Origin of the sequence: Streptomyces luteogriseus (assembly GCF_014205055.1) — a bacterium.
Lineage (GTDB): Bacteria > Actinomycetota > Actinomycetes > Streptomycetales > Streptomycetaceae > Streptomyces > Streptomyces luteogriseus.
Genome location: NZ_JACHMS010000001.1, coordinates 3,486,664 through 3,507,866, shown reverse-complemented (window position 1 = coordinate 3,507,866; position 21,203 = coordinate 3,486,664). Strand labels below are relative to the sequence as shown.

At 72.9% G+C, this 21,203-nt stretch carries 12 protein-coding genes; 10 read left to right on the top strand and 2 right to left on the bottom strand.

What is annotated here, in order from left to right; translation table 11 throughout:
- Positions 1 to 14 precede the first annotated feature (14 nt).
- Positions 15 to 1,139 carry a GuaB3 family IMP dehydrogenase-related protein gene (locus BJ965_RS15050; RefSeq protein WP_184909115.1) on the top strand — a complete coding sequence of 375 codons (1,125 nt, stop codon included), beginning with the start codon at positions 15 to 17 and terminating at the stop codon, positions 1,137 to 1,139.
- A 67-nt stretch (positions 1,140 to 1,206) separates the two neighbouring features.
- On the opposite strand, the gene BJ965_RS15045 is transcribed toward BJ965_RS15050, so the two are convergent.
- The gene (locus BJ965_RS15045; RefSeq protein ID WP_030854678.1) at positions 1,207 to 2,415 is read right to left on the bottom strand and encodes a nucleotide sugar dehydrogenase; all 1,209 of its coding nucleotides are present in this window, start codon (positions 2,413 to 2,415) and stop codon (positions 1,207 to 1,209) included.
- Between the two features lie 271 nt (positions 2,416 to 2,686).
- Here BJ965_RS15045 and BJ965_RS15040 point away from each other — a divergent pair, with 271 nt between their 5' ends.
- Complete coding sequence (locus BJ965_RS15040; RefSeq protein ID WP_184909114.1) at positions 2,687 to 4,393, top strand: glycerol-3-phosphate dehydrogenase/oxidase; 1,707 nt, start codon at positions 2,687 to 2,689, stop codon at positions 4,391 to 4,393.
- 214 nt (positions 4,394 to 4,607) lie between these two features.
- Here BJ965_RS15040 and BJ965_RS15035 read toward each other — a convergent pair whose 3' ends face one another.
- Positions 4,608 to 5,651 carry a serine hydrolase domain-containing protein gene (locus tag BJ965_RS15035; RefSeq protein ID WP_184909113.1) on the bottom strand — a complete coding sequence of 348 codons (1,044 nt, stop codon included), beginning with the start codon at positions 5,649 to 5,651 and terminating at the stop codon, positions 4,608 to 4,610.
- Positions 5,652 to 5,822: 171 nt separating this feature from the next.
- Here BJ965_RS15035 and BJ965_RS15030 point away from each other — a divergent pair, with 171 nt between their 5' ends.
- The 8 genes from BJ965_RS15030 to BJ965_RS14995 all read left to right on the top strand — a co-directional run bounded on the left by BJ965_RS15030 (position 5,823) and on the right by BJ965_RS14995 (position 21,157).
- Entirely contained in the window at positions 5,823 to 7,868 is a 2,046-nt protein-coding gene (locus BJ965_RS15030; protein ID WP_184909112.1) for a serine/threonine-protein kinase, read from the top strand.
- A 153-nt stretch (positions 7,869 to 8,021) separates the two neighbouring features.
- Entirely contained in the window at positions 8,022 to 10,562 is a 2,541-nt protein-coding gene (locus BJ965_RS15025; RefSeq protein ID WP_184909111.1) for a protein kinase, read from the top strand.
- Between the two features lie 167 nt (positions 10,563 to 10,729).
- Positions 10,730 to 12,454 (top strand): protein kinase domain-containing protein, encoded by a 1,725-nt coding sequence (locus tag BJ965_RS15020; protein ID WP_184909110.1) that lies wholly within the window; start codon positions 10,730 to 10,732, stop codon positions 12,452 to 12,454.
- Positions 12,455 to 12,546: 92 nt separating this feature from the next.
- On the top strand, positions 12,547 to 13,773 hold the full coding sequence (locus tag BJ965_RS15015; protein WP_184909109.1) for a serine/threonine-protein kinase: 1,227 nt from the start codon (positions 12,547 to 12,549) through the stop codon (positions 13,771 to 13,773).
- A gap of 125 nt (positions 13,774 to 13,898) precedes the next feature.
- Positions 13,899 to 15,554: a serine/threonine-protein kinase gene (locus BJ965_RS15010; RefSeq protein ID WP_184909108.1), complete on the top strand. Its 1,656-nt coding sequence runs from the start codon at positions 13,899 to 13,901 to the stop codon at positions 15,552 to 15,554.
- A gap of 71 nt (positions 15,555 to 15,625) precedes the next feature.
- Positions 15,626 to 17,548 carry a serine/threonine protein kinase gene (locus BJ965_RS15005; protein WP_184909107.1) on the top strand — a complete coding sequence of 641 codons (1,923 nt, stop codon included), beginning with the start codon at positions 15,626 to 15,628 and terminating at the stop codon, positions 17,546 to 17,548.
- Between the two features lie 145 nt (positions 17,549 to 17,693).
- Positions 17,694 to 19,331: a succinic semialdehyde dehydrogenase gene (locus BJ965_RS15000; RefSeq protein WP_184909106.1), complete on the top strand. Its 1,638-nt coding sequence runs from the start codon at positions 17,694 to 17,696 to the stop codon at positions 19,329 to 19,331.
- Positions 19,332 to 19,369: 38 nt separating this feature from the next.
- Complete coding sequence (locus BJ965_RS14995) at positions 19,370 to 21,157, top strand: GMC family oxidoreductase N-terminal domain-containing protein (RefSeq protein ID WP_184909105.1); 1,788 nt, start codon at positions 19,370 to 19,372, stop codon at positions 21,155 to 21,157.
- Positions 21,158 to 21,203 lie beyond the last annotated feature (46 nt).

Here is a 21,203-nt window from a genome sequence, read left to right as displayed (position 1 = left end):
GAAAGGCCACAGACGTGACTGAGATCGAGATCGGGCGCGGCAAGCGCGGCCGCCGGGCGTACGCCTTCGACGACATCGCCGTCGTCCCCAGCCGCCGTACGCGGGACCCGAAGGAGGTCTCGATCGCCTGGCAGATCGACGCCTACCGCTTCGAGCTGCCCTTCCTGGCCGCCCCCATGGACTCGGTCGTCTCCCCGGCCACCGCGATCCGCATCGGCGAGCTCGGCGGCCTCGGCGTGCTGAACCTCGAGGGCCTGTGGACGCGCCACGAGGACCCGCAGCCGCTGCTCGACGAGATCGCCGGGCTGGACTCGGAGACCGCGACCCGCCGTCTGCAGGAGATCTACGCGGCTCCCATCAAGGAGGAGCTGATCGGGCAGCGCATCAAGGAGGTGCGCGACTCCGGCGTCGTCACCGCCGCGGCGCTCTCCCCGCAGCGCACCGCCCAGTTCTCCAAGGCCGTCGTGGACGCGGGCGTGGACATCTTCGTCATCCGCGGTACGACGGTCTCGGCGGAGCACGTCTCCGGTGCGCACGAGCCGCTGAACCTGAAGCAGTTCATCTACGAGCTGGACGTCCCGGTGATCGTCGGCGGTTGCGCCACGTACACCGCGGCCCTGCACCTGATGCGCACCGGCGCGGCCGGCGTGCTGGTCGGCTTCGGCGGCGGCGCCGCGCACACCACGCGCAACGTGCTCGGCATCCAGGTCCCGATGGCCACGGCGGTCGCGGACGTGGCCGCCGCCCGCCGTGACTACATGGACGAGTCCGGCGGCCGGTACGTGCACGTGATCGCGGACGGCGGTGTCGGCTGGTCCGGCGACCTGCCCAAGGCGATCGCCTGCGGCGCCGACGCGGTCATGATGGGCTCCCCGCTCGCGCGCGCGACCGACGGTCCGGGCAAGGGGCACCACTGGGGCATGGAGGCCGTGAACGAGGAGCTCCCGCGCGGCAAGAAGGTCGACCTCGGCACGGTCGGGACCCTCGAGGAGATCCTCACCGGCCCGTCCCACACCCCCGACGGCTCCATGAACCTCTTCGGCGCCCTGCGCCGCGCCATGGCCACCACCGGCTACAGCGAGCTGAAGGAGTTCCAGCGCGTCGAGGTGACGGTGGCGGACTCGCAGCACCGGCGGTAGGCCGCCCGGGAACGTGGAAGGGCCGGTCACCCCGGGTGGGGTGACCGGCCCTTCTTGTCCGGCCCCCTCAGAGCCGGTGTGCCGCTCCCGTGGGCGCGGCGCCCCGCGTGTCCAGCAGCAGCTGGGCCTTCACCGACAGGCCCTGGAGGTCGTAGGTGCGGTGCTGCTGGAGCAGGATGGTCAGGTCCGCGTCGGCCGCTGCCTCGTAGAGGGAGTCCGCGCGGGGGATGGGGCGGTCGAGGACCCTCCAGGCGGGGACGTGGGGGTCGTGGTAGCTGACCGAGGCGCCCAGTTCCATCAGGCGCAGGGCGATCTCCTGGGCGGGCGTGCCCTGGAGGTCGGCGAGGTCGGGCTTGTAGGTGACGCCGAGGAGGAGCACGCGGGCGCCCCGGGCCGACTTGCCGTGTTCGTTGAGGAGCGCGGCGGCGCGCTGGACGACGTAGCCCGGCATGCGGTTGTTGACCTCTTGGGCCAGTTCCACCATGCGCAGGCCGCGGCCGCCGCCGGTGGTCATGTCCTGGGGGACGGAGTGGCCGCCGACGCCGGGGCCCGGGCGGAAGGCCTGGAAGCCGAACGGCTTGGTCTCCGCGCAGCGGATGACGTCCCACAGGTCGACGCCCAGGTCGTTGCAGAGGACGGCCATCTCGTTGACCAGGGCGATGTTCACGTGCCGGTAGTTGGTCTCCAGCAGCTGCACGGTCTCCGCCTCGCGGAGGCCACGCGCGCGTACCACCTTGTCGGTCAGCCGTCCGTGGAACGCGGCGGCCGACTCGGTGCAGGCCGGGGTGAGGCCGCCGATGACCTTGGGGGTGGTGGCCGGCGTGACGTCGCGGTTGCCGGGGTCGACACGGCTGGGGGAGTACGCGAGGTGGAAGTCGCGGCCCGCGCGCAGTCCGGAGCCCTCTTCGAGGAGCGGACGCAGGAAGTCCTCCGTGGTCCCCGGGGACACGGGTGACTCCAGGATCACCGTGGTGTGCGGGCGCAGATGGGCGGCCAGGGTGCGGGCGGCCGCTTCCAGCTGGCTCAGGTCGAGCCCGCCGTCCGCTCCCCGCGGCGTCGGTACGCAGATGACCGCCGTGCGCACCCGGCCGAGCTCGGCCGGGTCGGTGGTCGGCCGGAAGCCCCCCGAGAGCATCCGGCGCAGCTCGGCGGGGCTGAGCGAGCCCGCCTCGGGTCCGGTCCGGTAGCCGATGGTGGGGATGCCTGCGGCGACTGCGGCCTGGGCCAGGGGCAGGCCGTACGCGCCGAGTCCGATGACGGCGAGATCTGCGGGCATGGCGTGGCCGTCCTTCCCGTTAGCCGAAGTGGGACAGGTGCGCAAGCCCTGTGGACAGGACGGGCGAGCGCAATGTCAGACTAGGAGTAAATATGACCGATATGCGGGATTGCTCGGCCGAGTTTCGGTGAGTGTTCCGTGAGCGTTGTCCACAGGCTGAGGGTCCGTGGTGGCTGAAGTCGGGCAACCCGGTCAGAATCTGGGCAGGGGGATACGGACGGGGTCTCACCCGACGGGTGCGGCCCGCGCTACCGATGAGCGGGAGGCAGCGGTGAGGACAGCGACACTCGGACCGGCGCAGCGCGCCGAGTCACTCGCATCCATGGCCGAGCGCGAGCTGGACGTGCTGGTCGTGGGTGCAGGCGTGGTCGGTGCGGGCACCGCGCTCGACGCCGTGACCCGTGGCCTGTCCACAGGTCTGGTCGAGGCGCGTGACTGGGCGTCCGGCACCTCCAGCCGGTCCAGCAAGCTCATCCACGGTGGCCTGCGCTATCTGGAGATGCTCGACTTCGCGCTCGTCCGCGAGGCCCTGAAGGAGCGCGGCCTGCTGCTGGAGCGGCTCGCCCCGCATCTGGTGAAGCCCGTGCCGTTCCTGTACCCGTTGCAGCACAAGGGCTGGGAGCGGCTGTACGCGGGCTCGGGCGTCGCCCTGTACGACGCCATGTCCATGGCCCGCGGCCACGGCCGGGGCCTGCCGATGCACCGCCACCTGACGCGCTCTCACGCCCTGCGCGTGGCCCCCTGCTTGAAGAAGGACGCCCTGGTCGGGGCGTTGCAGTACTACGACGCACAGATGGACGACGCCCGGTATGTGACGAACCTGGTGCGCACGGCGGTGGCGTACGGCGCCAAGGCCGCCAACCGGGCTCGGGTGACGGGCTTCCTGCGCGAGGGCGAGCGGGTCGTCGGCGCCCGGGTGCAGGACGTCGAGGCGGGCGGCGAATACGAGATCCGAGCCAAGCAGGTCGTCAACGCGACCGGCGTGTGGACGGACGACACCCAGGCGATGGTCGGGGAGCGCGGCCAGTTCCACGTCCGCGCGTCCAAGGGCATCCACCTGGTCGTGCCGCGCGACCGGATCCACTCCACGACCGGGCTGATCCTGCGCACGGAGAAGTCGGTGCTGTTCGTCATCCCCTGGGGCCGGCACTGGATCGTCGGCACCACGGACACCGACTGGGACCTCGACAAGGCCCACCCGGCCGCTTCCAGCGCGGACATCGACTACCTGCTGAACCATGTGAACTCGGTGCTGGCGGTGCCGCTCACCAGGGACGACGTCCAGGGCGTGTACGCGGGCCTGCGGCCGCTGCTCGCGGGTGAGTCCGACGCGACCAGCAAGCTGTCCCGCGAGCACACCGTGGCGCATCCGGTGCCCGGGCTGGTCGTCGTGGCGGGCGGCAAGTACACGACGTACCGGGTCATGGCCAAGGACGCGGTGGACGCGGCGGTGCACGGGCTCGACATGCGCGTCGCCGAATGCGTCACCGAGGATGTGCCGCTGCTGGGCGCCGAGGGCTACCGGGCGCTGTGGAACGCGCGGGCGCGGATCGCCGCCCGGACCGGCCTCCACGTGGTGCGGGTCGAGCACCTGCTGAACCGCTACGGGGCGATGACCGAGGAACTCCTCGAACTCATCGCCGAGGACCCCTCGCTGGGTGAGCCGCTGGTCGCGGCCGACGACTATCTGCGCGCCGAGATCGTGTACGCGGCCTCCCACGAGGGGGCGCGGCACCTGGACGACGTGCTGACCCGGCGGACGCGCATCTCGATCGAGACCTTCGACCGGGGCGCGCGCAGCGCACGCGACGCCGCGCAGCTGATGGCGTCGGTGCTCGGCTGGGACAAGGACCAGATCGAGCGCGAGGTCGAGCACTACCAGAAGCGCGTGGAGGCCGAGCGGGAGTCACAGCGGCAGCCGGACGACCTGACGGCGGACGCGGCGCGGCTCGGGGCGCCGGACATCGTGCCGTTGTAGATCCGGCGGGGGTTCGGCAGGTCTGGCGGCGGGGCTTGTCGGGACTTGCCGGGCCCGTCGGGACTTGCCGGGCCCGTCGGGCCTTGTCGGCTCCCGCCGGATTTCGTCGGCCGCGGATTTCGTCGGCCGCCGGGTTCCGCCGGTCTCCCGGTTCCGCCGGATGTCACTCGAACGAGTGTCTGGAAGCGGGATCTTCGTTCGGGGGCGGATCGTTCTACGAGGGGCGGGGGCAGAACTCGGTGGCGAGCATCGCGGGTTCGAGACCGGGATCTGCGATCGCGTCCGTGTTCACGCGGAAGGTGAGGACACGACGGCCGTCGACGGTGGCCGCGGTGCGCACGTAGCTGCCGGATATGTGCCCGTTGTGTCCCCACACCCTCGTGCCGCACGGAAGTTTCTCGGGAAACAGCCCCATGCCGTACGCGCCGTGTGCGGCACGGGTGTCGAGCATCTCGCGCAGCCAGCGTGGGGGCAGCAGCCGGCCGCCGAGCAGAGCCGCGTAGAAGCGGTCCAGGTCGGCGAGCGTGGACACCAGTTCGCCCGCGGCTCCGGCCACCCGCGGGTCGAGTGCGGTGACGTCGGTTCCGTCGGCCGTGTAGGCGCGGCCGTGCGGTGAGGGCAGCGAGGAGCGGGACCCGGGGAAGGAGGTGCCCGTCAGACGCAGAGGCTTGATGATGCGGCGCTCGGCCTCCGTGGCGTACGAGTGGCCGGTGACCTGCTGGATGACCAGGCCGAGCAGGACGTAGTTGGTGTTCGAGTAGGAGAAGCGGCCGCGTTCGGCCGGGGGGTGGGTGAGGGCGAGATTCAGGGCCTGACGGGGTGTGACGGGGGCGGTTCCGTCGGTGTCCGTGGTGAAGTCGTGCAGGCCGCTGGTGTGGGTGAGCAGGGAGCGCAGGGTCAGCGCGCGGCCGTCGTTGCCGGCTCCTCGCACCAGGCCCGGCAGGTGCTGCTCCACCGTGTCGGACAGCGACAGCCTTTGCTCGGCGGCCAGTTGCAGCACGACCGTCGCGGTGAACGTCTTCGTGATGCTGCCGGCGCGGAAGTGGTCCGACCGGGCGATTCCGGGCCCGGCCTCGGCATAGCGGGTGGCGGTGCCCTCCTGGGCGAGCAGGGCCGCGGCCGGGGCCCTGCCCTGCGTCACCAGCAGCGGCAGCACCGCGTCGGTGGGCGGCGTCGAGAGGGCCGACGAGTCGGCCGGGGGCAGCGCGAGGAGCGCGGCGGCCGCAGGCAGCGCCAGCAATGTCCGAAACGGCGGCATGCGGGCTCCTCCCTGGTCAGGGCCCATCATGCAAGGCCGCGTGGGGCGTGCCGCACCCGGGTGTCCGGGCGGCGGGGCCGTGGGGGCTCGCCAGGGGGCCCCTGGGCGCCGGGCACTTGTCGGGTGAGAGACAATGGAGGCTCTGTCAGGGCGGGTTGTATGAGGGGACGCATGTCGGAGGCGGAGCGGGCGGGCACATCTCGTCAGGACACTCGTCAGGACACCAGGGAGCGTCTCCTCGCGGGGCGTTACCGGCTGGGCAAGGTGCTCGGCCGCGGGGGCATGGGCACGGTGTGGCGCGCCGAGGACGAGACGCTGGGGCGGACGGTCGCCGTCAAGGAGCTGCGGTTCCCGACCAACATCGACCAGGAGGAGAAACGGCGGCTGATCACGCGGACGCTGCGCGAGGCCAAGGCCATCGCGCGGATCCGCAACAACAGCGCCGTGACGGTCTTCGACGTCGTCCAGGAGGACGACCGGCCCTGGATCGTGATGGAGCTCGTCGAGGGCAAGTCGCTCGCCGAGGTCATCCGGGAGGACGGCCTGCTCGAGCCGAAGCGTGCCGCCGAGGTCGGCCTCGCCGTCCTCGACGTGCTGCGGTCCGCCCACCGTGAGGGCATCCTGCACCGCGACGTGAAGCCGTCGAACGTCCTGATCTCCGACGACGGCCGGGTCGTGCTCACCGACTTCGGCATCGCCCAGGTCGAGGGCGACCCCTCCATCACCTCGACCGGCATGCTCGTCGGCGCGCCCTCCTACATCTCCCCGGAGCGGGCGCGCGGGCACAAGCCGGGCCCGGCGGCCGACCTGTGGTCCCTCGGTGGGCTGCTGTACGCGGCGGTGGAGGGCGCGCCGCCGTACGACAAGGGGTCGGCCATAGCGACGCTCACGGCGGTGATGACCGAGCCGCTGGAGGAGCCGAAGAACGCGGGCCCGCTGAAGGACGTCATCCACGGGCTGCTCACCAAGGACCCCGCACAGCGGCTCGACGACGCGGGTGCCCGGGCGATGCTGAACTCGGTGCTGCACGCGCCCGAGACTCCCGAGCCGGAGCCGATGGACGCCACGAAGGTCGTGCCGCTGCCGGCGCAGCCCGACAGGTCCTCCCGCAAGGGGGGCTCGTCAGGGTCCGGCGGCAAGCGGGGCGAGGAGGCCGGGGAGCGGTTGCGCGGGGCGCTGCGTTCCGTGCGCAAGGCCGCCTCGGGCTCGGCTGCCGCGGGAGCTGCCGCCGCGTCCGCCAAGTCCGGTGCCGGCGAGGCCTCTTCCGGATCGGCGGGCACGGCTTCCTCCGCGTCCGACAGCGGTGCGGGCCGGAGCGGGACGGCGGGTGCGTCGTCGTCGAAGCCGGCCTCGGGGGTGGACTCCGCCGCCGGTGAGCGCGGGGCGCCGGAGACCAGGACGGCCTCCGGGGGGCGGAGTTCGGGATGGCCCGTGGTGCCGCCGCCGGACCTGCCGTCGAGGCCCGTCCCCCGCGCGCCGCTCACCGACGTGGTGCCGCGGCGGACGTTGATGATCATCGCGGTGGTCGTCGCGATCGCCGTGATCGGCACCGTGCTCGCCATCGCGCTCAGCGGCGACGACAAGGGCTCGAAGGGAGCCTCCGGCGCAGGCGGCGGGAAGACCGTGGCCACGGCGTCGGACGGCGCCGACACCAAGGGCGACGGCACACGCACCGACGGCGCCGAGACCGAGTCCACGCCGTCCGGGCCCGACTCGAACAGCACACCGGCCGGCCAGTCCGGCGGTTCCTCGGACGAGGGCGGATCCGGCAGCGGGAAGGGCGCCGCGACGGAGTCGACTCACCAGGGCAAGCAGGGGTACTCGATCGGTCTGCCGAAGGGGTGGAAGTTCCAGACCACGGCTGCGGCGGGCGACCGCTTCACCGGCCCCGACGGGCAGAAGCTGCTCGTCGCCTGGACGTCCACGCCCAAGGGCGACCCGGTGGCGGACTGGAAGAACCAGGAGCGCTACATGGTGCGCGCGCAGTACAAGAAGATCCGTATAGAGAAGGTGGACTACCGCGGCTGGAACACCGCCGACTGGGAGTTCACCTACACGGACGGCGGCACCAAGTACCGCACCATCGACCGGGGTTTCGTGGTCGACGGCAAGTACGGGTACGCGCTGATGTACACGGCCAAGGCGGCGGGCTGGGGCGGCGACTTGCGCAAGGAGACGTGGCGGACGCTCACACAGACCTTCGAACCCAAGTCCTGAGCATGGGGCGCCCCGGTATTGGGGAGTGAGATCTGGCATCCCCGCATTGCGGGTTGCCTGCGGCACGTATCGTAAATGTTTGCGGACCGTGCGCAGCCGAAACGGACCGCGGGGCGAACGGATGCGACCGACCGGGCTGCCGGGGGAGGCAACGTGGACGACTACGCGGGTCGGGTGCTCGCCGACCGCTACCGCCTGCCACTGCCGCCGTCCGACGAGTACGAACTGACCGAGACCCGGGCCTTCGACACCTACAGCGGACAGGAAGTCCTGGTCCGGCAGGTGCCGTTGCCCGAGGTGGTCGAGGCGGAGGTCCTCGACGCGGAGGGGCTCCCCGACGGTTTCACGGCACGTGACGGTGGTGTCCGGCGGTCCGGCGGCCGGGCGGGCACCCGTGCCGGTACCCGGCGGCCCGCGGATCCGGTGGTGCGACGTGCGGTGGAGGCGGCGCAGGCCGCAGCCGCCATTCCCGACCACCCCCGACTCGACCAGGTCTTCGACGTGTTCGCCGAGGGCGGTTCGCTGTGGATCGTCAGTGAGCTGGTGGCAGCGCGCCCGCTGGCCGCGCTGCTCGCCGAGAAGCCGCTGACGCCGTACCGCGCGGCCGAGGTGGCCTCCGACGTCCTGACGGCCCTTCGGGTGCTGCACGCGCACGGCTGGGTGCACCGGAACATCACCGCGCGGACGGTGCTCGTCTGCGACGACGGCCGTGTGATGCTGACCGGCCTCGCGGTGGGCGCGGCCGAAGAGGCACTCTGCGGGTACGACCCGGTTCCCGAACCGCCCTTCGAGGACTCCGGGCAGGTGCCGGGGCAGCAGGGCGGCGCTGCCGGGACGTCCCGCGGCGTCGGCGGCCCGGGCGGTTCCGGGCCGGGCGGTGGCATCGGCGGCGCGGGGGATCCCGAGGCGGCGCGGCGCGCGGCCATAGAGGCCCGGGAGGCCAGGGGACTGCCGTCGGCGGGGGGCGAGACCGCGAGCGGTGGTTCGGTCGTACCGGCGCGTGGGCCGGTGGAGGGCGGCGGGGACCCGCGGGCGGCGCGTGCCGGTGCGATCGCGGCCTACCGGGCCGGCGCCCGGGCCGCCGCACGGGTGCAGGAGGCGCAGCAGGGCGGGTGGGCGGCACTGCCCGGAGCCCGCACCGACCCGGACGGCGGGGACGCGCCCCACGGCAACGGATCGGCGCAGTCGCCGTACATCCCCGGGCAGGGCACCGCCCCCGGGGCCGCACCGCCCGGGCGGATCGCCGACCCCTACGGTGTGAGCGGCAATCCGCGGACGACGGCGTGGCACGGTGCGGCGCCCCGCGGCACGACCGGCGGGGCTCCGGCGGCGCAGGGCCGGGAGCAGGCGGCGCTCCCCCCGGCCACGGACATGGACACCGCGGCCCACGGCGAGCCCACCCGGTGGGACGACCTGGTCGCCGATGCCCCCGCACCCCGGCGCGGTCCGGCCACGGCGCTGGCCGCCGAGCGGGCGCGGCAGGCGCGGATGGCCGTGGTCGGGCCCGTGACCGAGCGCTGGGCACCCGAGCAGGCCGGACCCGTGCACGAGAACTGGCAGCTGGCCGCGCCGATCGGTCCCGCGACCGACCTGTGGGCGCTCGGAGCGCTGCTCTTCCGGGCCGTGCAGGGGCATGCGCCCTACCCGGAGGAATCGACGGCCGAGCTGGTGCAGATGGTGTGCGCCGAGCCGCCCGCGTACGCCGAGGAGTGCGGGCCGTTGCGGCCGGTCGTGGAGTCGCTGCTGCGTCAGGATCCGACGGAGCGCCTCGACTTCGAGGAGGTGCGCGGCTGGCTGCGCTCGCTGGTGCGCTCGGCGCCCGAGCCGGAGGCCGGGCTGCACGTGGTCGCGGCGCCGCCCGTCGACGCCCGGCGGCTGCCCGTCGTACGGCGTCGGGGTGAGCTCGTGCGCCGGCGGAAGGCCGGGCTGCCCGCGCACCACGGGCGGCACAAGAGGGCCAAGCAGGAGTCCGGTTCGCCGCGCCGCCTCGGCCGCACCCTGCTCGTGCTGGTCCTGCTCGCGATGGCCGCGGCGATCGCCTACGCCATGCTCTTCATGCCCAAGGCGAAGACCGACGGCGCGGACGGAACCGACCGCACCGGAGCCGCCGGTGAAGTCAGCCGGGCACCCGAACCGGACGCCAGCAGCGAGCCCCGGACCGAGCAGACCTCGCCCGGGCCGGAGAAGAGCCCGTCGTCGTCGGCCGGCACCACCGAGACCCAGACCACCGGCCCGGACGTCGCCGACGGCTTCACCCTGCGCAAGGACTCGGCGGGCTTCCAGGTCGCCGTCGCCAAGGGCTGGGACCGCGCTCCCCGCAACGGCAGCGGCCAGATCGTCTACTCCAAGGGCGACTTCGAACTCATCGTCGTCGCGGGCCGGGACAGCGCGTCCTCGTACGGCAGTGATCCGATGGCCTACCAGCGGGAGAAGGAGCGCGAGTTGCAGCCGTACCGCGACTCCAGCTGGGCCACCTCCACCGGGCTGAAGACGATCGAGGTGGGCGGACGGACCATGGCCGAGGGGCAGTTCACCTGGACCGGCGGCGACGGGGGCGAACTGTACGTCCGCAACCTGGCGATGCTGGTCGAGGGGCGCTACCACGTGGTCCAGGTGCGCGGCCCGGAGTCCGAACGGGACGAGGTGACACGGCTGTACGAGCAGGCTGCGGCGACGTACAAGGTGACGGGGTGAGCGACCGGCGCGCCGCCTGTACGCCGCAGTTCACACTCTGGTTGCCTCCCGTCCCGGCAGTCGACAACCGTCACAGTGCGGTCACCGTGGTACCCCGCTTGTTCCCTGGGTGAGGGCGGGTCCTTACGCTGACCCTGTCAAGACCATTGCGGGGCAACGTGAATCAGATGCAGGGCCTGCTCATCGCGGGCCGCTACCGGCTGGCCGAATCCATCGGCAGTGGTGGCATGGGCCGGGTCTGGCGTGCGCATGACGAGGTGCTGCACCGGTCCGTCGCCATCAAGGAGCTGACGGCCGCCCTCTACGTCTCCGAGAGCGAGCAGGCGATCCTGCTGGCGCGCACCCGGGCGGAAGCCAGGGCGGCGGCGCGCATCAACCACTCCGCGGTCGTCACGGTGCACGACGTGCTGGAGCACGACGGCCGCCCGTGGATCGTGATGGAGCTGGTCGAGGGCCGCTCCCTGGCCGACGCGGTCAAGGAGGAGGGGCGGGTCGAGCCGCGCGAGGCGGCGCGCATCGGCCTCTGGGTGCTGAGGGCCCTGCGTGCCGCGCACAACGCCGGCGTCCTGCACCGCGACATCAAGCCGGGCAACGTCCTCCTCGGCCGCGACGGACGCGTCCTGCTCACGGACTTCGGCATCGCCCAGATCGAGGGCGACACGACCATCACGCGCACCGGAGAGGTCGTCGGGTCGGTCGACTACCTGGCGCCCGAGCGCGTACGCGGCAACGACCCCGGCCCGTCCTCCGACCTGTGGGCCCTGGGCGCGACGCTCTACACGGCGGTGGAGGGCCGCTCGCCGTTCCGCCGCACCACGCCGCTGACCACCATGCAGGCCGTGGTGGAGGAGGAGGCCGCCGAGCTCCGGCACGCCGGTCCGCTCGCGCCCGTCATCATCTCCCTGCTGCGCAAGGACCCCAGCACCCGGCCCGACGCGTCAGAGGCCGAGCAGATGCTCGCCGAGGCGGCGGAGGGGCGGCGGCCGAACGGGGCGCAGGCGTACGTGCCCACGCAGTACGGCGGGGCGACGCCGTACCGGGACTCCCACAGCGGCACGGGGAGGGCCGTCACCGGCACCTCCGGCACCGGTCCCGTCGGCACCGGCCCCATGGGTACCGGCTCGGGTTCGCACACCGGGACCCCGCTCCCGCCGATGGCCGGCACTCCGGCCACCGGGACGTCCCCGGCCGGCACTTCGCCGTACGGCCCCACCGGCCCCACCACGATCGGGCCGACGGGGACGGGCCCGCAGCCGACCGGTACGGGCAGGCGCCGCAGACTGCGCACCCTCGCCCTGGTCGTCGCGCTCGCGGCCATCATCGGCGGGGGCACGGCCGTGGTGCTCCAGCAGTGGCACCAGAACCGGCAGGGCGGCTCCGGCTCGTCGGTCTCGACGACGCAGGGGCCGGGGGGATCGGTTCCGGCCAGCTGGACCCGCTACGACGACCCCGCGGGCTTCAGCCTCTACCTGCCGAAGGGCTGGAAGCGCTCGCCCTTCGGCCCGCAGGGGGAGCTCAAGCAGATCGACTACTCACCGGACGGCGGCCGGCACTTCGTCCGGATCGCCGTCGACACGTCACCGGACTTCGCCGACCCCTACGCCCACCAGCTCGACCTGGAGCAGCAGCTTCGGCGGCTGGTCCACTACAAGAGGGTCACGCTGGAGCGCAACGTCTACCGGGACCGGGAGGGCGCCCGGTGGGAGTACACCTGGACGGCCCAGCCCAAGGACATCAAGTTTCCCGGCCCGCGCCGGGCCGTCGAGGAGACGTACGTGGCCCGCGACGGCACCGAGTACGCGCTCTACATGTCGGCCCCCGCCGCGGACTGGCCGACGGCGAGCAAGCAGTTCACCGCGCTGTTGCAGGGTTGGCAGGAGAAGACCTCCTGAGGCGAGGACACGTCTGACGAGGGGCTGTCTGTTTCGGCCACCGGCACTTCACCGCCCCGGAGTGGTTCCGTCCGTTGGGGCATGATTGCCACATGGGGACCGAGGGGCACAGCAGGCGTGTCATCGCGGGCCGTTACCAACTCGAGGAGAAACTCGGGCGCGGCGGCATGAGCGTGGTCTGGCGGGCGACCGACCGGTTGCTCGGCCGGAGCGTGGCCGTCAAGGAGCTCCCCTACGACGACACGCTCTCCGCGGCTCAGGCGCGCCGGCAGCGGGACCGTACGCTGCGCGAGGCCCGGGCCGTCGCCCAGCTGAGCCATCCGCACATCATCGTCGTCCACGACGTCGTCGAGGACGACGAACGCCCCTACATCGTCATGGAGCTGATCGAGGGCGGCTCGCTCGCCGACCGGCTCGCCCACCGGGGTCCCGTCGACGCCGCCGAAGCGGCCCGTATCGGCATCGCCCTGCTCGGTGCGCTGGCCGCCGCGCACGCGGGCGGGGTGCTGCACCGCGACCTCAAGCCCGACAACGTGCTGCTGGAGACGGGCACCGACCGGGTCGTCCTCACCGACTTCGGCATCGCCCAGGTCGCGGGCACCCCCACGCTCACCGAGAACGGGGCCTTCGTCGGCTCCCCCGAGTACACCGCGCCCGAGCGGATGTCCGGGGCCAGGACCGGGCCCGAGTCCGACCTGTGGTCGCTGGGCGCACTGTTGTGCACGGCACTCAGCGGTGAGTCGCCGTTCCACCGCGACTCGCTGGGCGGCATCCTGCACGCGGTCGTCGTGGGCGACATCCAGCCGCCCGCGCAGGCCGGGCCGCTCATGCCCGTCGTACGCGGTCTGCTGGAGCGCGATCCGGACCGGCGGCTGGACGCGGCCCGGGCGGAACGGATGCTCCGGGCCTTCCGTGACACGGGCTTCACCCCCATGTCGCCGCCGCCCGAGTACGCGCCGACGGTGGGGGAGGCGCCGCGCCGGCGGCCGCTGGATCTCGTCGTCCGGCGACCGTCCGCGGCACCGGTGGACCCGTCCGGTGGGAGCCGGCCGGAGGAACCCTTCCTCCGGCAGCCCGCCCGGCGCGTGCTCATCGCGGCGCTGCTGGTCGCGGCGATGGCGGGAGCGGGGGTGTCCGCGGCGGCCCTGCTCAGGCAGGAGAGCGACAGGGACGGCGGCCCCGCGCCGACGCGTTCCGCATCGACGCCGCCGAAGGCGCCTGCGACGCCGAAGGCACCGGAGACTCGGAAGGCACCGGAGACTCGGAAGGTGCCGACGACTCCGGCGGCCTCCCCGAGCGCGCCCGCGCCCACCCCGTGACGATGGCCGAACTCCGCTCGGCACCGGAACAAAGAGGGCGATAAGCCCCCTTCGACGTCACGGGTCGGTGACCGGCTCGCGTCCTTTGTGGATCCGCGGGCGGTTGGCGCGATATGGATGAACCCATGAGCAACAACGGGGGAGCCCGATCCGGGGCCGACGAGCCAACGAGTTTTGTACTGCAACCACCGAACCAGCAGGCGCCGGTGCCGGGCAATCCCTACGCCACGCCGGCCGCGTCACCCACCCAGGTCGTGCCGTCCCAGTCGGCCCAGGCGGCCGAGGGCCCCGGTGCCGGGCGTCTCATCGCGGGACGTTACCGGCTGCTGGCGAAGCTCGGGCACGGCGGCATGGGTACGGTGTGGCGGGCCAAGGACGAGACGGTGGACCGGGAGGTCGCCGTCAAGGAACCTCGCGTCCCGGAACATCTTCCCGAACGCGAACGTTCCAACGCCTTCGAGCGAATGCGCCGCGAGGCCCGGGCGGCGGCCCGGCTCGACCACCCGGCGGTGGTCGACGTGCACGACGTCGCCGTCGTGGAGGACCAGCCCTGGATCGTGATGGAGCTGGTGCGGGGCCGCTCGCTGGGCGACGCGCTCCAGGAGGGCACCCTGTCCGCGCGCGAGGCCGCCCGGATCGGCCTGGAGGTGCTCGGCGCGCTGGAGGCCGCGCACGCGGCGGGCATCCTGCACCGTGATGTGAAACCGGACAACGTGCTGCTCGGCCGGTACGACCGGGTCGTCCTCACGGACTTCGGGATCGCCCAGATCGAGGGCGAGACCAACCTGACCGACACCGGCGGCTTCGTCGGCTCGCCCGAGTACATCGCGCCCGAGCGCGTGCTGGGGCAGCGCCCGGGACCGGCCAGTGACCTGTGGTCCCTCGGCGTGGTGCTCTACGCGGCGACGGAGGGCGTCTCCCCGTTCCGCCGCAGCAACACCCCCGCCACGCTCCAGTCCGTCCTCAACGCCACCCCCGCGCCGCCGGCTTCGGCCCAGGGCCCGCTCGCCGAGGCCATCAACGGCCTGCTGCACAAGGACCCGGCCAGCCGCCCGAACGCCGCGCAGGTGCGGGCCCTGCTGGAGGCGGCCGCGCACCCGCCCGCCGCCCGGCCCACGCAGGCCGTGCGGGTCATGGGCCCGGGCGAGGGCGGCCGGGGTGTCCGGCTCGGCCGGAAGGCCTGGATCGGACTGGGTGCCGCGGTCGTCGCGGCGGCGGCGTCGTCGTACCTGGTGATCGCGGACCCGTTCGCCGGGCCGCTGCCCGAGGGCTGGAAGGTCAAGCAGGAGAAGGACCTCGCCGCGTCGCTCGCCGTCCCCGCCGGATACCAGCGGACCGTGCCCGACCGGAAGTCCGACCAGGGTCACTGGGTCACGTACAGCGACTGGAGCGGCAGCATCTGGATCGGCCTGAGGCTGGAGAAGAAGGCCGAGGACACCGGCGGCACCATCGCGGGATCCGCGGCTGCCGAGATGTACGACGACGACACCGGGTTCAAGGAGAGCGGCAGCTACGAGCTGGACATGGACGAGGGGCCGAAGAAGTCGGACCCCAAGGTGACCACGTACCGGGACAAGAAGGCCGCCCGGAACACCGTCCCCTTCAGGACCGACGACAGCGAGAACCCGCGCCCCCGGGAGCTCCAGATCTTCTACTACCGGACCCCCGGCGGAGACATGTACAAGCTCACCGTCAGCTACCCGGACAAGAGCGACTTCACCGCCCGCGGACGCGAGGTGGCGAGCCTGGCGATCGCGAATCTGGACATCGACAACACCTGATCCCGGTGGATCAACTGCCTTGAAATCGACCCGCGTCGACAAGGGTGCGTCCCGCGGGGTACTGATGGGGCATGAGCAACGACGGGGGCGGGACGGACGACGCCCGGGGCCGGCTGGTCGGCGGACGGTACCGGCTGATCGAGCGCATCGGCTCCGGCGGCACGGGCACCGTCTGGCGGGCCCAGGACGAACACGCCGAGTGTGAAGTCGCCGTCAGACAGCCCCGGTTGCCGGGCGGCCCGGACGACGAGGGTCACCGGCGGGCGGCCCACCGGCTCCACCGCGAGGCCCGGGCCGCCGCCCGTGTCGACCACCCCGCAGCCGTCACCATTCACGACGTGGTCGTCGAGGCGGAGCAGCGGTCCGAACGACCGGGCCCCGTAGGCCCCGACGAACTCGACGCGGCCGAGGCGCTCGACGGGCTGCCGTGGATCGTCATGGAGCTGGTGCCCGGCGAGTCCCTGCGCGAGATGCTCCGGCGCGGTCCGGTCGACGTGCGCGAAGCCGCCCGGATCGGGCTGGCCGTGCTCGGTGCCCTGCGCGCGGCGCACTCCGTCGGCATCGTGCACCGGGACGTGAAACCCGCCCATGTGCTGCTCGGCCCGCACGGGCGGGTCGTCGTCACCGACTTCGGTATCGCCCATGTCCAGGGCGAGGGCTTCCTCACCGCGAGCGGGGAGTCCGCCGCGGGCTCGCCGGAGTTCGTCGCCCCCGAGCGGATGTCCGGCCGCATCGCGGGGCCCGCGTCCGACCTGTGGTCGCTGGGCGCTCTGCTGTACGCGGCCGTCGAGGGCTCGTCTCCGTTCCTGCGGACCACGCCGGAGGCCACGCTCGCCGCGATCCTCGCCGCCGAGCCGCCCGAACCGACACGGGCCGGCCCCCTCGGGCCGCTGATCACGCGACTGCTGGTGGCCGACCCCGACCGGCGGCCGGTCGCCGAGGAGGTCGCGAAGGATCTGGAGGCGGTGGCGGGACCGGCACCGGGCGAGCGGACGCGGCAAGCCGAACGGCCGCGGCCGGCCGAACAGATACGCACCCCCGACGACCGTGCCGCCCGACACCCCGGCCGTGCGCCTTCGCGACAGGCCGAGCCGACACCGGCCGCGGTGCCCTTCGGACAGACCGGCCAGGTGTCCGCCGCGGTGCCCTTCGGGCAGAGTGACGCGGTGCCCGCCGAGCAGACAGGCCCGGTGTCCGCCGCATTTCCCGCAGGGCAGACAGGCCCGGTGTCCCCCGCAGGGCCCTCCGGGCAGACCGCCCCTGTCCCCGCCGCAGTGCCCTCCGGCCCAGACCCGTCCCCCGCCGCCGCCTCCGGCCGGCCGGCCCCGTCCCCCGCCGCGGCGTCAGGCCCCGTACCCACGCCCCGGCCCGCTTCCGCCCCTGACGCCGCCCAAGACGCTCCTGCGACCGCCGCCCGCCAGAGCCTCCTCCGCCCCGGCCCCCTCGCGCTCCTCTCCGCGTTGCTCGCCGGCGGCATCGGGGCCGTCACCCAACTCGCCGAGCCCAGCAGCGCGGAGAGCGCCGGACAGGTCGCCGACGTGGCCGGCGTCTGGATCCCGCACCCCGAGTCGGACATGGCGGCCGTTCTCCACCTGCCGCCCCACTACCGCCCACTCGAGCGCACCGGCAGCGCGTCCGACCAGCCCCGCACGGCGCTCTACGGCGACGGACGGACGGGCACGATCCAGGTCCGTCTCCTCTCCTGGGACAAGGCCCCGGCAACGCCGATGGACCAGGCCAGGAAGGCGGACGGCGCCCAGGGGAAGGCGCGGTACACCCGCACCAGCGTCCAGGGCCGGGAGGCCGCCCTCGCCGACACGGCGTACCTCCGGGGCGAAACCCCGAGACGGGTCATGCGGCTGATCGCGCGCACCGGTGACGACCGCATGTACGAACTGCGCGTCGACATGCCCAGGGGCACGCCGGAAGAGGAAGAAGGCACCTCGGTGTTCGAGGGGGCCAGGGAGCGGCTCGGCAGCGCCCCGGGATCGTAAAAGGCCGAATCACCTCAACCGGCCACCGCACAACGTCCTGATCAGCACGTTTGTTGCCAGCAGTCACTGGCGTCGTGTGAGCACTCGGTGAAGCCGTATTACCGACGGGTACCCAAAGCCTGCGTCGCGGCATACCCTGCGCCTCATGACGGACGCGCAGGCCGCAGAGAAGACGGCAGAGACCGGCACGGCACCCACCGGTACGAACCCCCTCGCCCCCGCCCCGGAGGGCGCCCGCACCGCCGCGGACGTGGTCACGCCCGAGCTGGTCGCCCAGCTCACCAAGGGCGTCGCCGGCTCCGGCCGGACCGCCAACCACACGCCGTTCACCGGCGAGAAGCTGGCCGACCTCCCGGAGTCGACGCCCGAGGACGTGGCGAAGGCCTTCGAAGCGGCCCGCACCGCCCAGACCGTATGGGCGCAGACTCCCGTACGGCAGCGCGCCGCCGTCCTGCTCCGCTTCCACGACCTGGTGCTGGAGCGCCAGGCCGAGGTGCTCGACCTCATCCAGCTGGAGACCGGCAAGGCCCGGCTGCACGCCCACGAGGAGGTCCTGGCCGTCGCGGTCGCCGCCCGGCACTACGGCCGCAAGGCCCCCGCCTACCTCCGGCCCAAGCGGCACGCCGGCGCCGTGCCGACCTTGACGAAGGTCACCGAGCTGCGCCACCCGCGCGGTGTCGTCGGCCAGATCGCCCCCTGGAACTACCCCCTGGAGCTGTCGGTCGGCGACGCCCTCCCGGCCTTCGTCGCGGGCAACGCCGTCGTCATGAAGCCGGACACGGAGACCTGCCTGACCGCCCTGTGGGCCCGTGACCTGCTGATCGAGGCCGGCCTGCCCGCCGACGTCTTCCAAGCCGTCCTCGGCGACGGCCCGGTCATCGGCCCCGAGGTCGTCCGGCACGCCGACTACGTCTCCTTCACCGGCTCCACCCGCACCGGCCGCGAGGTCGCCCAGGGCGCGGCGGCCCGGCTGGTGGGCGTCTCCCTCGAACTCGGCGGCAAGAACGCCATGCTGGTCCTGGAGGACGCCGACATCGAGAAGGCCGCGGCCGGCGCCGTCCGCGCCTGCTTCTCCTCCGCCGGCCAGCTCTGCATCTCCATCGAGCGGCTCTACGTCCACGAGTCGATCGCGGACGCCTTCCTGGAGCGCTTCGCCGCCCGCACGAAGGCGATGCGCCTCGGCACGTCCCTGGCGTACGGCGCCGAGATGGGGTCCCTGGTCGGCGAGCGCCAGCTCGAGACGGTCACGCGGCACGTGGAGGAGGCCGTCGCCAAGGGCGCGAAGGTCGTCGCGGGCGGTGTGGCCCGCCCCGACATCGGCCCGTACTTCTTCGAGCCCACGATCCTCGACGGGGTCGCCACGGACATGTCCGTCTGCGACGAGGAGACCTTCGGCCCGGTCGTCTCCGTCTACCGCTTCACGAGCGAGGACGAGGTGATCGAGCGCGCCAACGCGACGGCGTACGGCCTGAACTCCTCGGTCTGGACGCGCAACGGCCGCCGCGGCCAGGAGATCGCCGCCCGGCTGCGCACCGGCACGGTCAACATCAACGAGGGCTACGCCCCCGCCTACGGCAGCGTCCAGTCCCCGATGGGCGGCATGAAGGACTCCGGCCTCGGCCGCCGCCACGGCTCCGAGGGCATCCTCAAGTACACCGAGGCCCAGACGGTCGCCCACCAGCGCATCCTGCCGATGGCCCCCTCCCTCGGCATGGACGACGAGAAGTACGCCCAGTTCATGAGCCGCAGCCTCCGCCTGATGAAGGCGTTCCGGTTCCGGTAGACGATCCTCGCTTCAGCCACTCAAAGGGGAGACGGCACGTGCCTCAGGACGCTTACGACTACGACGTCATCGTCGTGGGTTCCGGCTTCGGCGGCTCGGTGACCGCCCTGCGCCTCACGGAAAAGGGATACAAGGTCGGCGTCCTTGAGGCCGGCCGGCGCTTCACCCGCGAGACCCTCCCGAAGAACTCCTGGGACCTCAAGAACTACCTCTGGGCCCCGAAGCTCGGCATGTACGGCATCCAGCGCATCCATCTGCTGGGCAACGTCATGGTCCTGGCCGGCGCGGGCGTCGGCGGCGGCTCCCTGAACTACGCCAACACCCTCTATGTCCCGCCGAAGCCGTTCTTCGAGGACCCCCAGTGGCGTGACATCACCGACTGGCAGGACGAGCTGGCGCCGTACTACGACCAGGCCCGGCGCATGCTGGGCGTGCGGCTCAACCCGACCATGACCCCCTCCGACGTCCATCTGAAGGCCGCCGCGGAGCGCATGGGCTGCGGCGACTCCTTCCACATGGCCCCGGTCGGCGTCTTCTTCGGCGACGGCGAGGACGCCGACGGCTCGGCGAAGGCCAAGCCGGGCCAGGAGGTGCCCGACCCGTACTTCGGCGGCGCGGGCCCGTCCCGCAAGGCCTGCGCGGAGTGCGGCGAGTGCATGACCGGCTGCCGCCACGGCGCCAAGAACACCCTCAACGAGAACTACCTGCACCTCGCCGAGAAGGCGGGCGCGGTCGTCCACCCCATGACCACGGTCGTGTCGGTCACCGACGACTCGCGCGGCGGCTACGCCGTCGCCACCCTGCCCACCGACGACCGCGGCAAGAAGAAGGGCCGCACCTACACGGCGCAGCGGGTGGTCCTCGCCGCCGGCACCTACGGCACCCAGACCCTGCTGCACCGCATGAAGGCGGGCGGCCGGCTGCCGTACCTCTCGGACAAGCTGGGTGAGCTGACCCGCACCAACTCCGAGGCCCTGGTCGGCGCCCAGACCGACGACCGGCGCTACCGCAAGGCGCACGGCGCGCCCAAGGCCGACTTCACCCGGGGCGTGGCCATCACGTCCTCCATCCACCCCGACGCCAACACCCACATCGAGCCGGTCCGCTACGGCAAGGGCTCCAACTCGATGGGCGGCCTGTCCATCCTCCAGGTGCCGTACGCGGGGACGAACTCGGGCAGTTCGCGGGTCCTGGGCTTCCTTGCCAACGCGGCGAAGCACCCGCTGCTGGTACTGCGCTCGCTGTCGAACCGCCGCTGGTCGGAGCGGACCATCATCGGCCTGGTGATGCAGTCGCTGGACAACTCCCTGACGACGTACGTGAAACCGTCGGGTGTGGGCCGCGGACTGCTCACCGCCCGCCAGGGGCACGGCGCCCCGAACCCGAAGCAGATCAAGGCCGCGACGGAGGGCGCGTCGGCGCTGGCCGCCGAGATCAACGGCTTCGCGGGCTCCAACGTCGGCGAACTGATGGGCACCCCGCTCACCGCCCACTTCCTGGGCGGCTGCCCGATCGGCGACTCCCGCGAGTCCGGCGTGATCGACCCGTACCACCGCCTCTACGGCCACCCCGGCATCTCGGTCGTCGACGGCGCCGCGGTCTCCGCGAACCTGGGCGTCAATCCGTCCCTCACCATCACCGCCCAGGCCGAGCGGGCGATGTCGTACTGGCCCAACAAGGGCGAGGAGGACCCGCGCCCGCAGCAGGGCACGGCCTACGAGCGGCTCCAGCCCGTCGAGCCGAAGTCCCCGGCCGTCCCGGCGGAGGCGTTCGGCGCGCTGCGGCTGCCGTTCCTCGGCATGCCGGCCGTACCGCCGAAGAACTGAGCGACCCGGGAAGACAGAAGAGGGACCTGCGCCCCCCTCCGAGCGC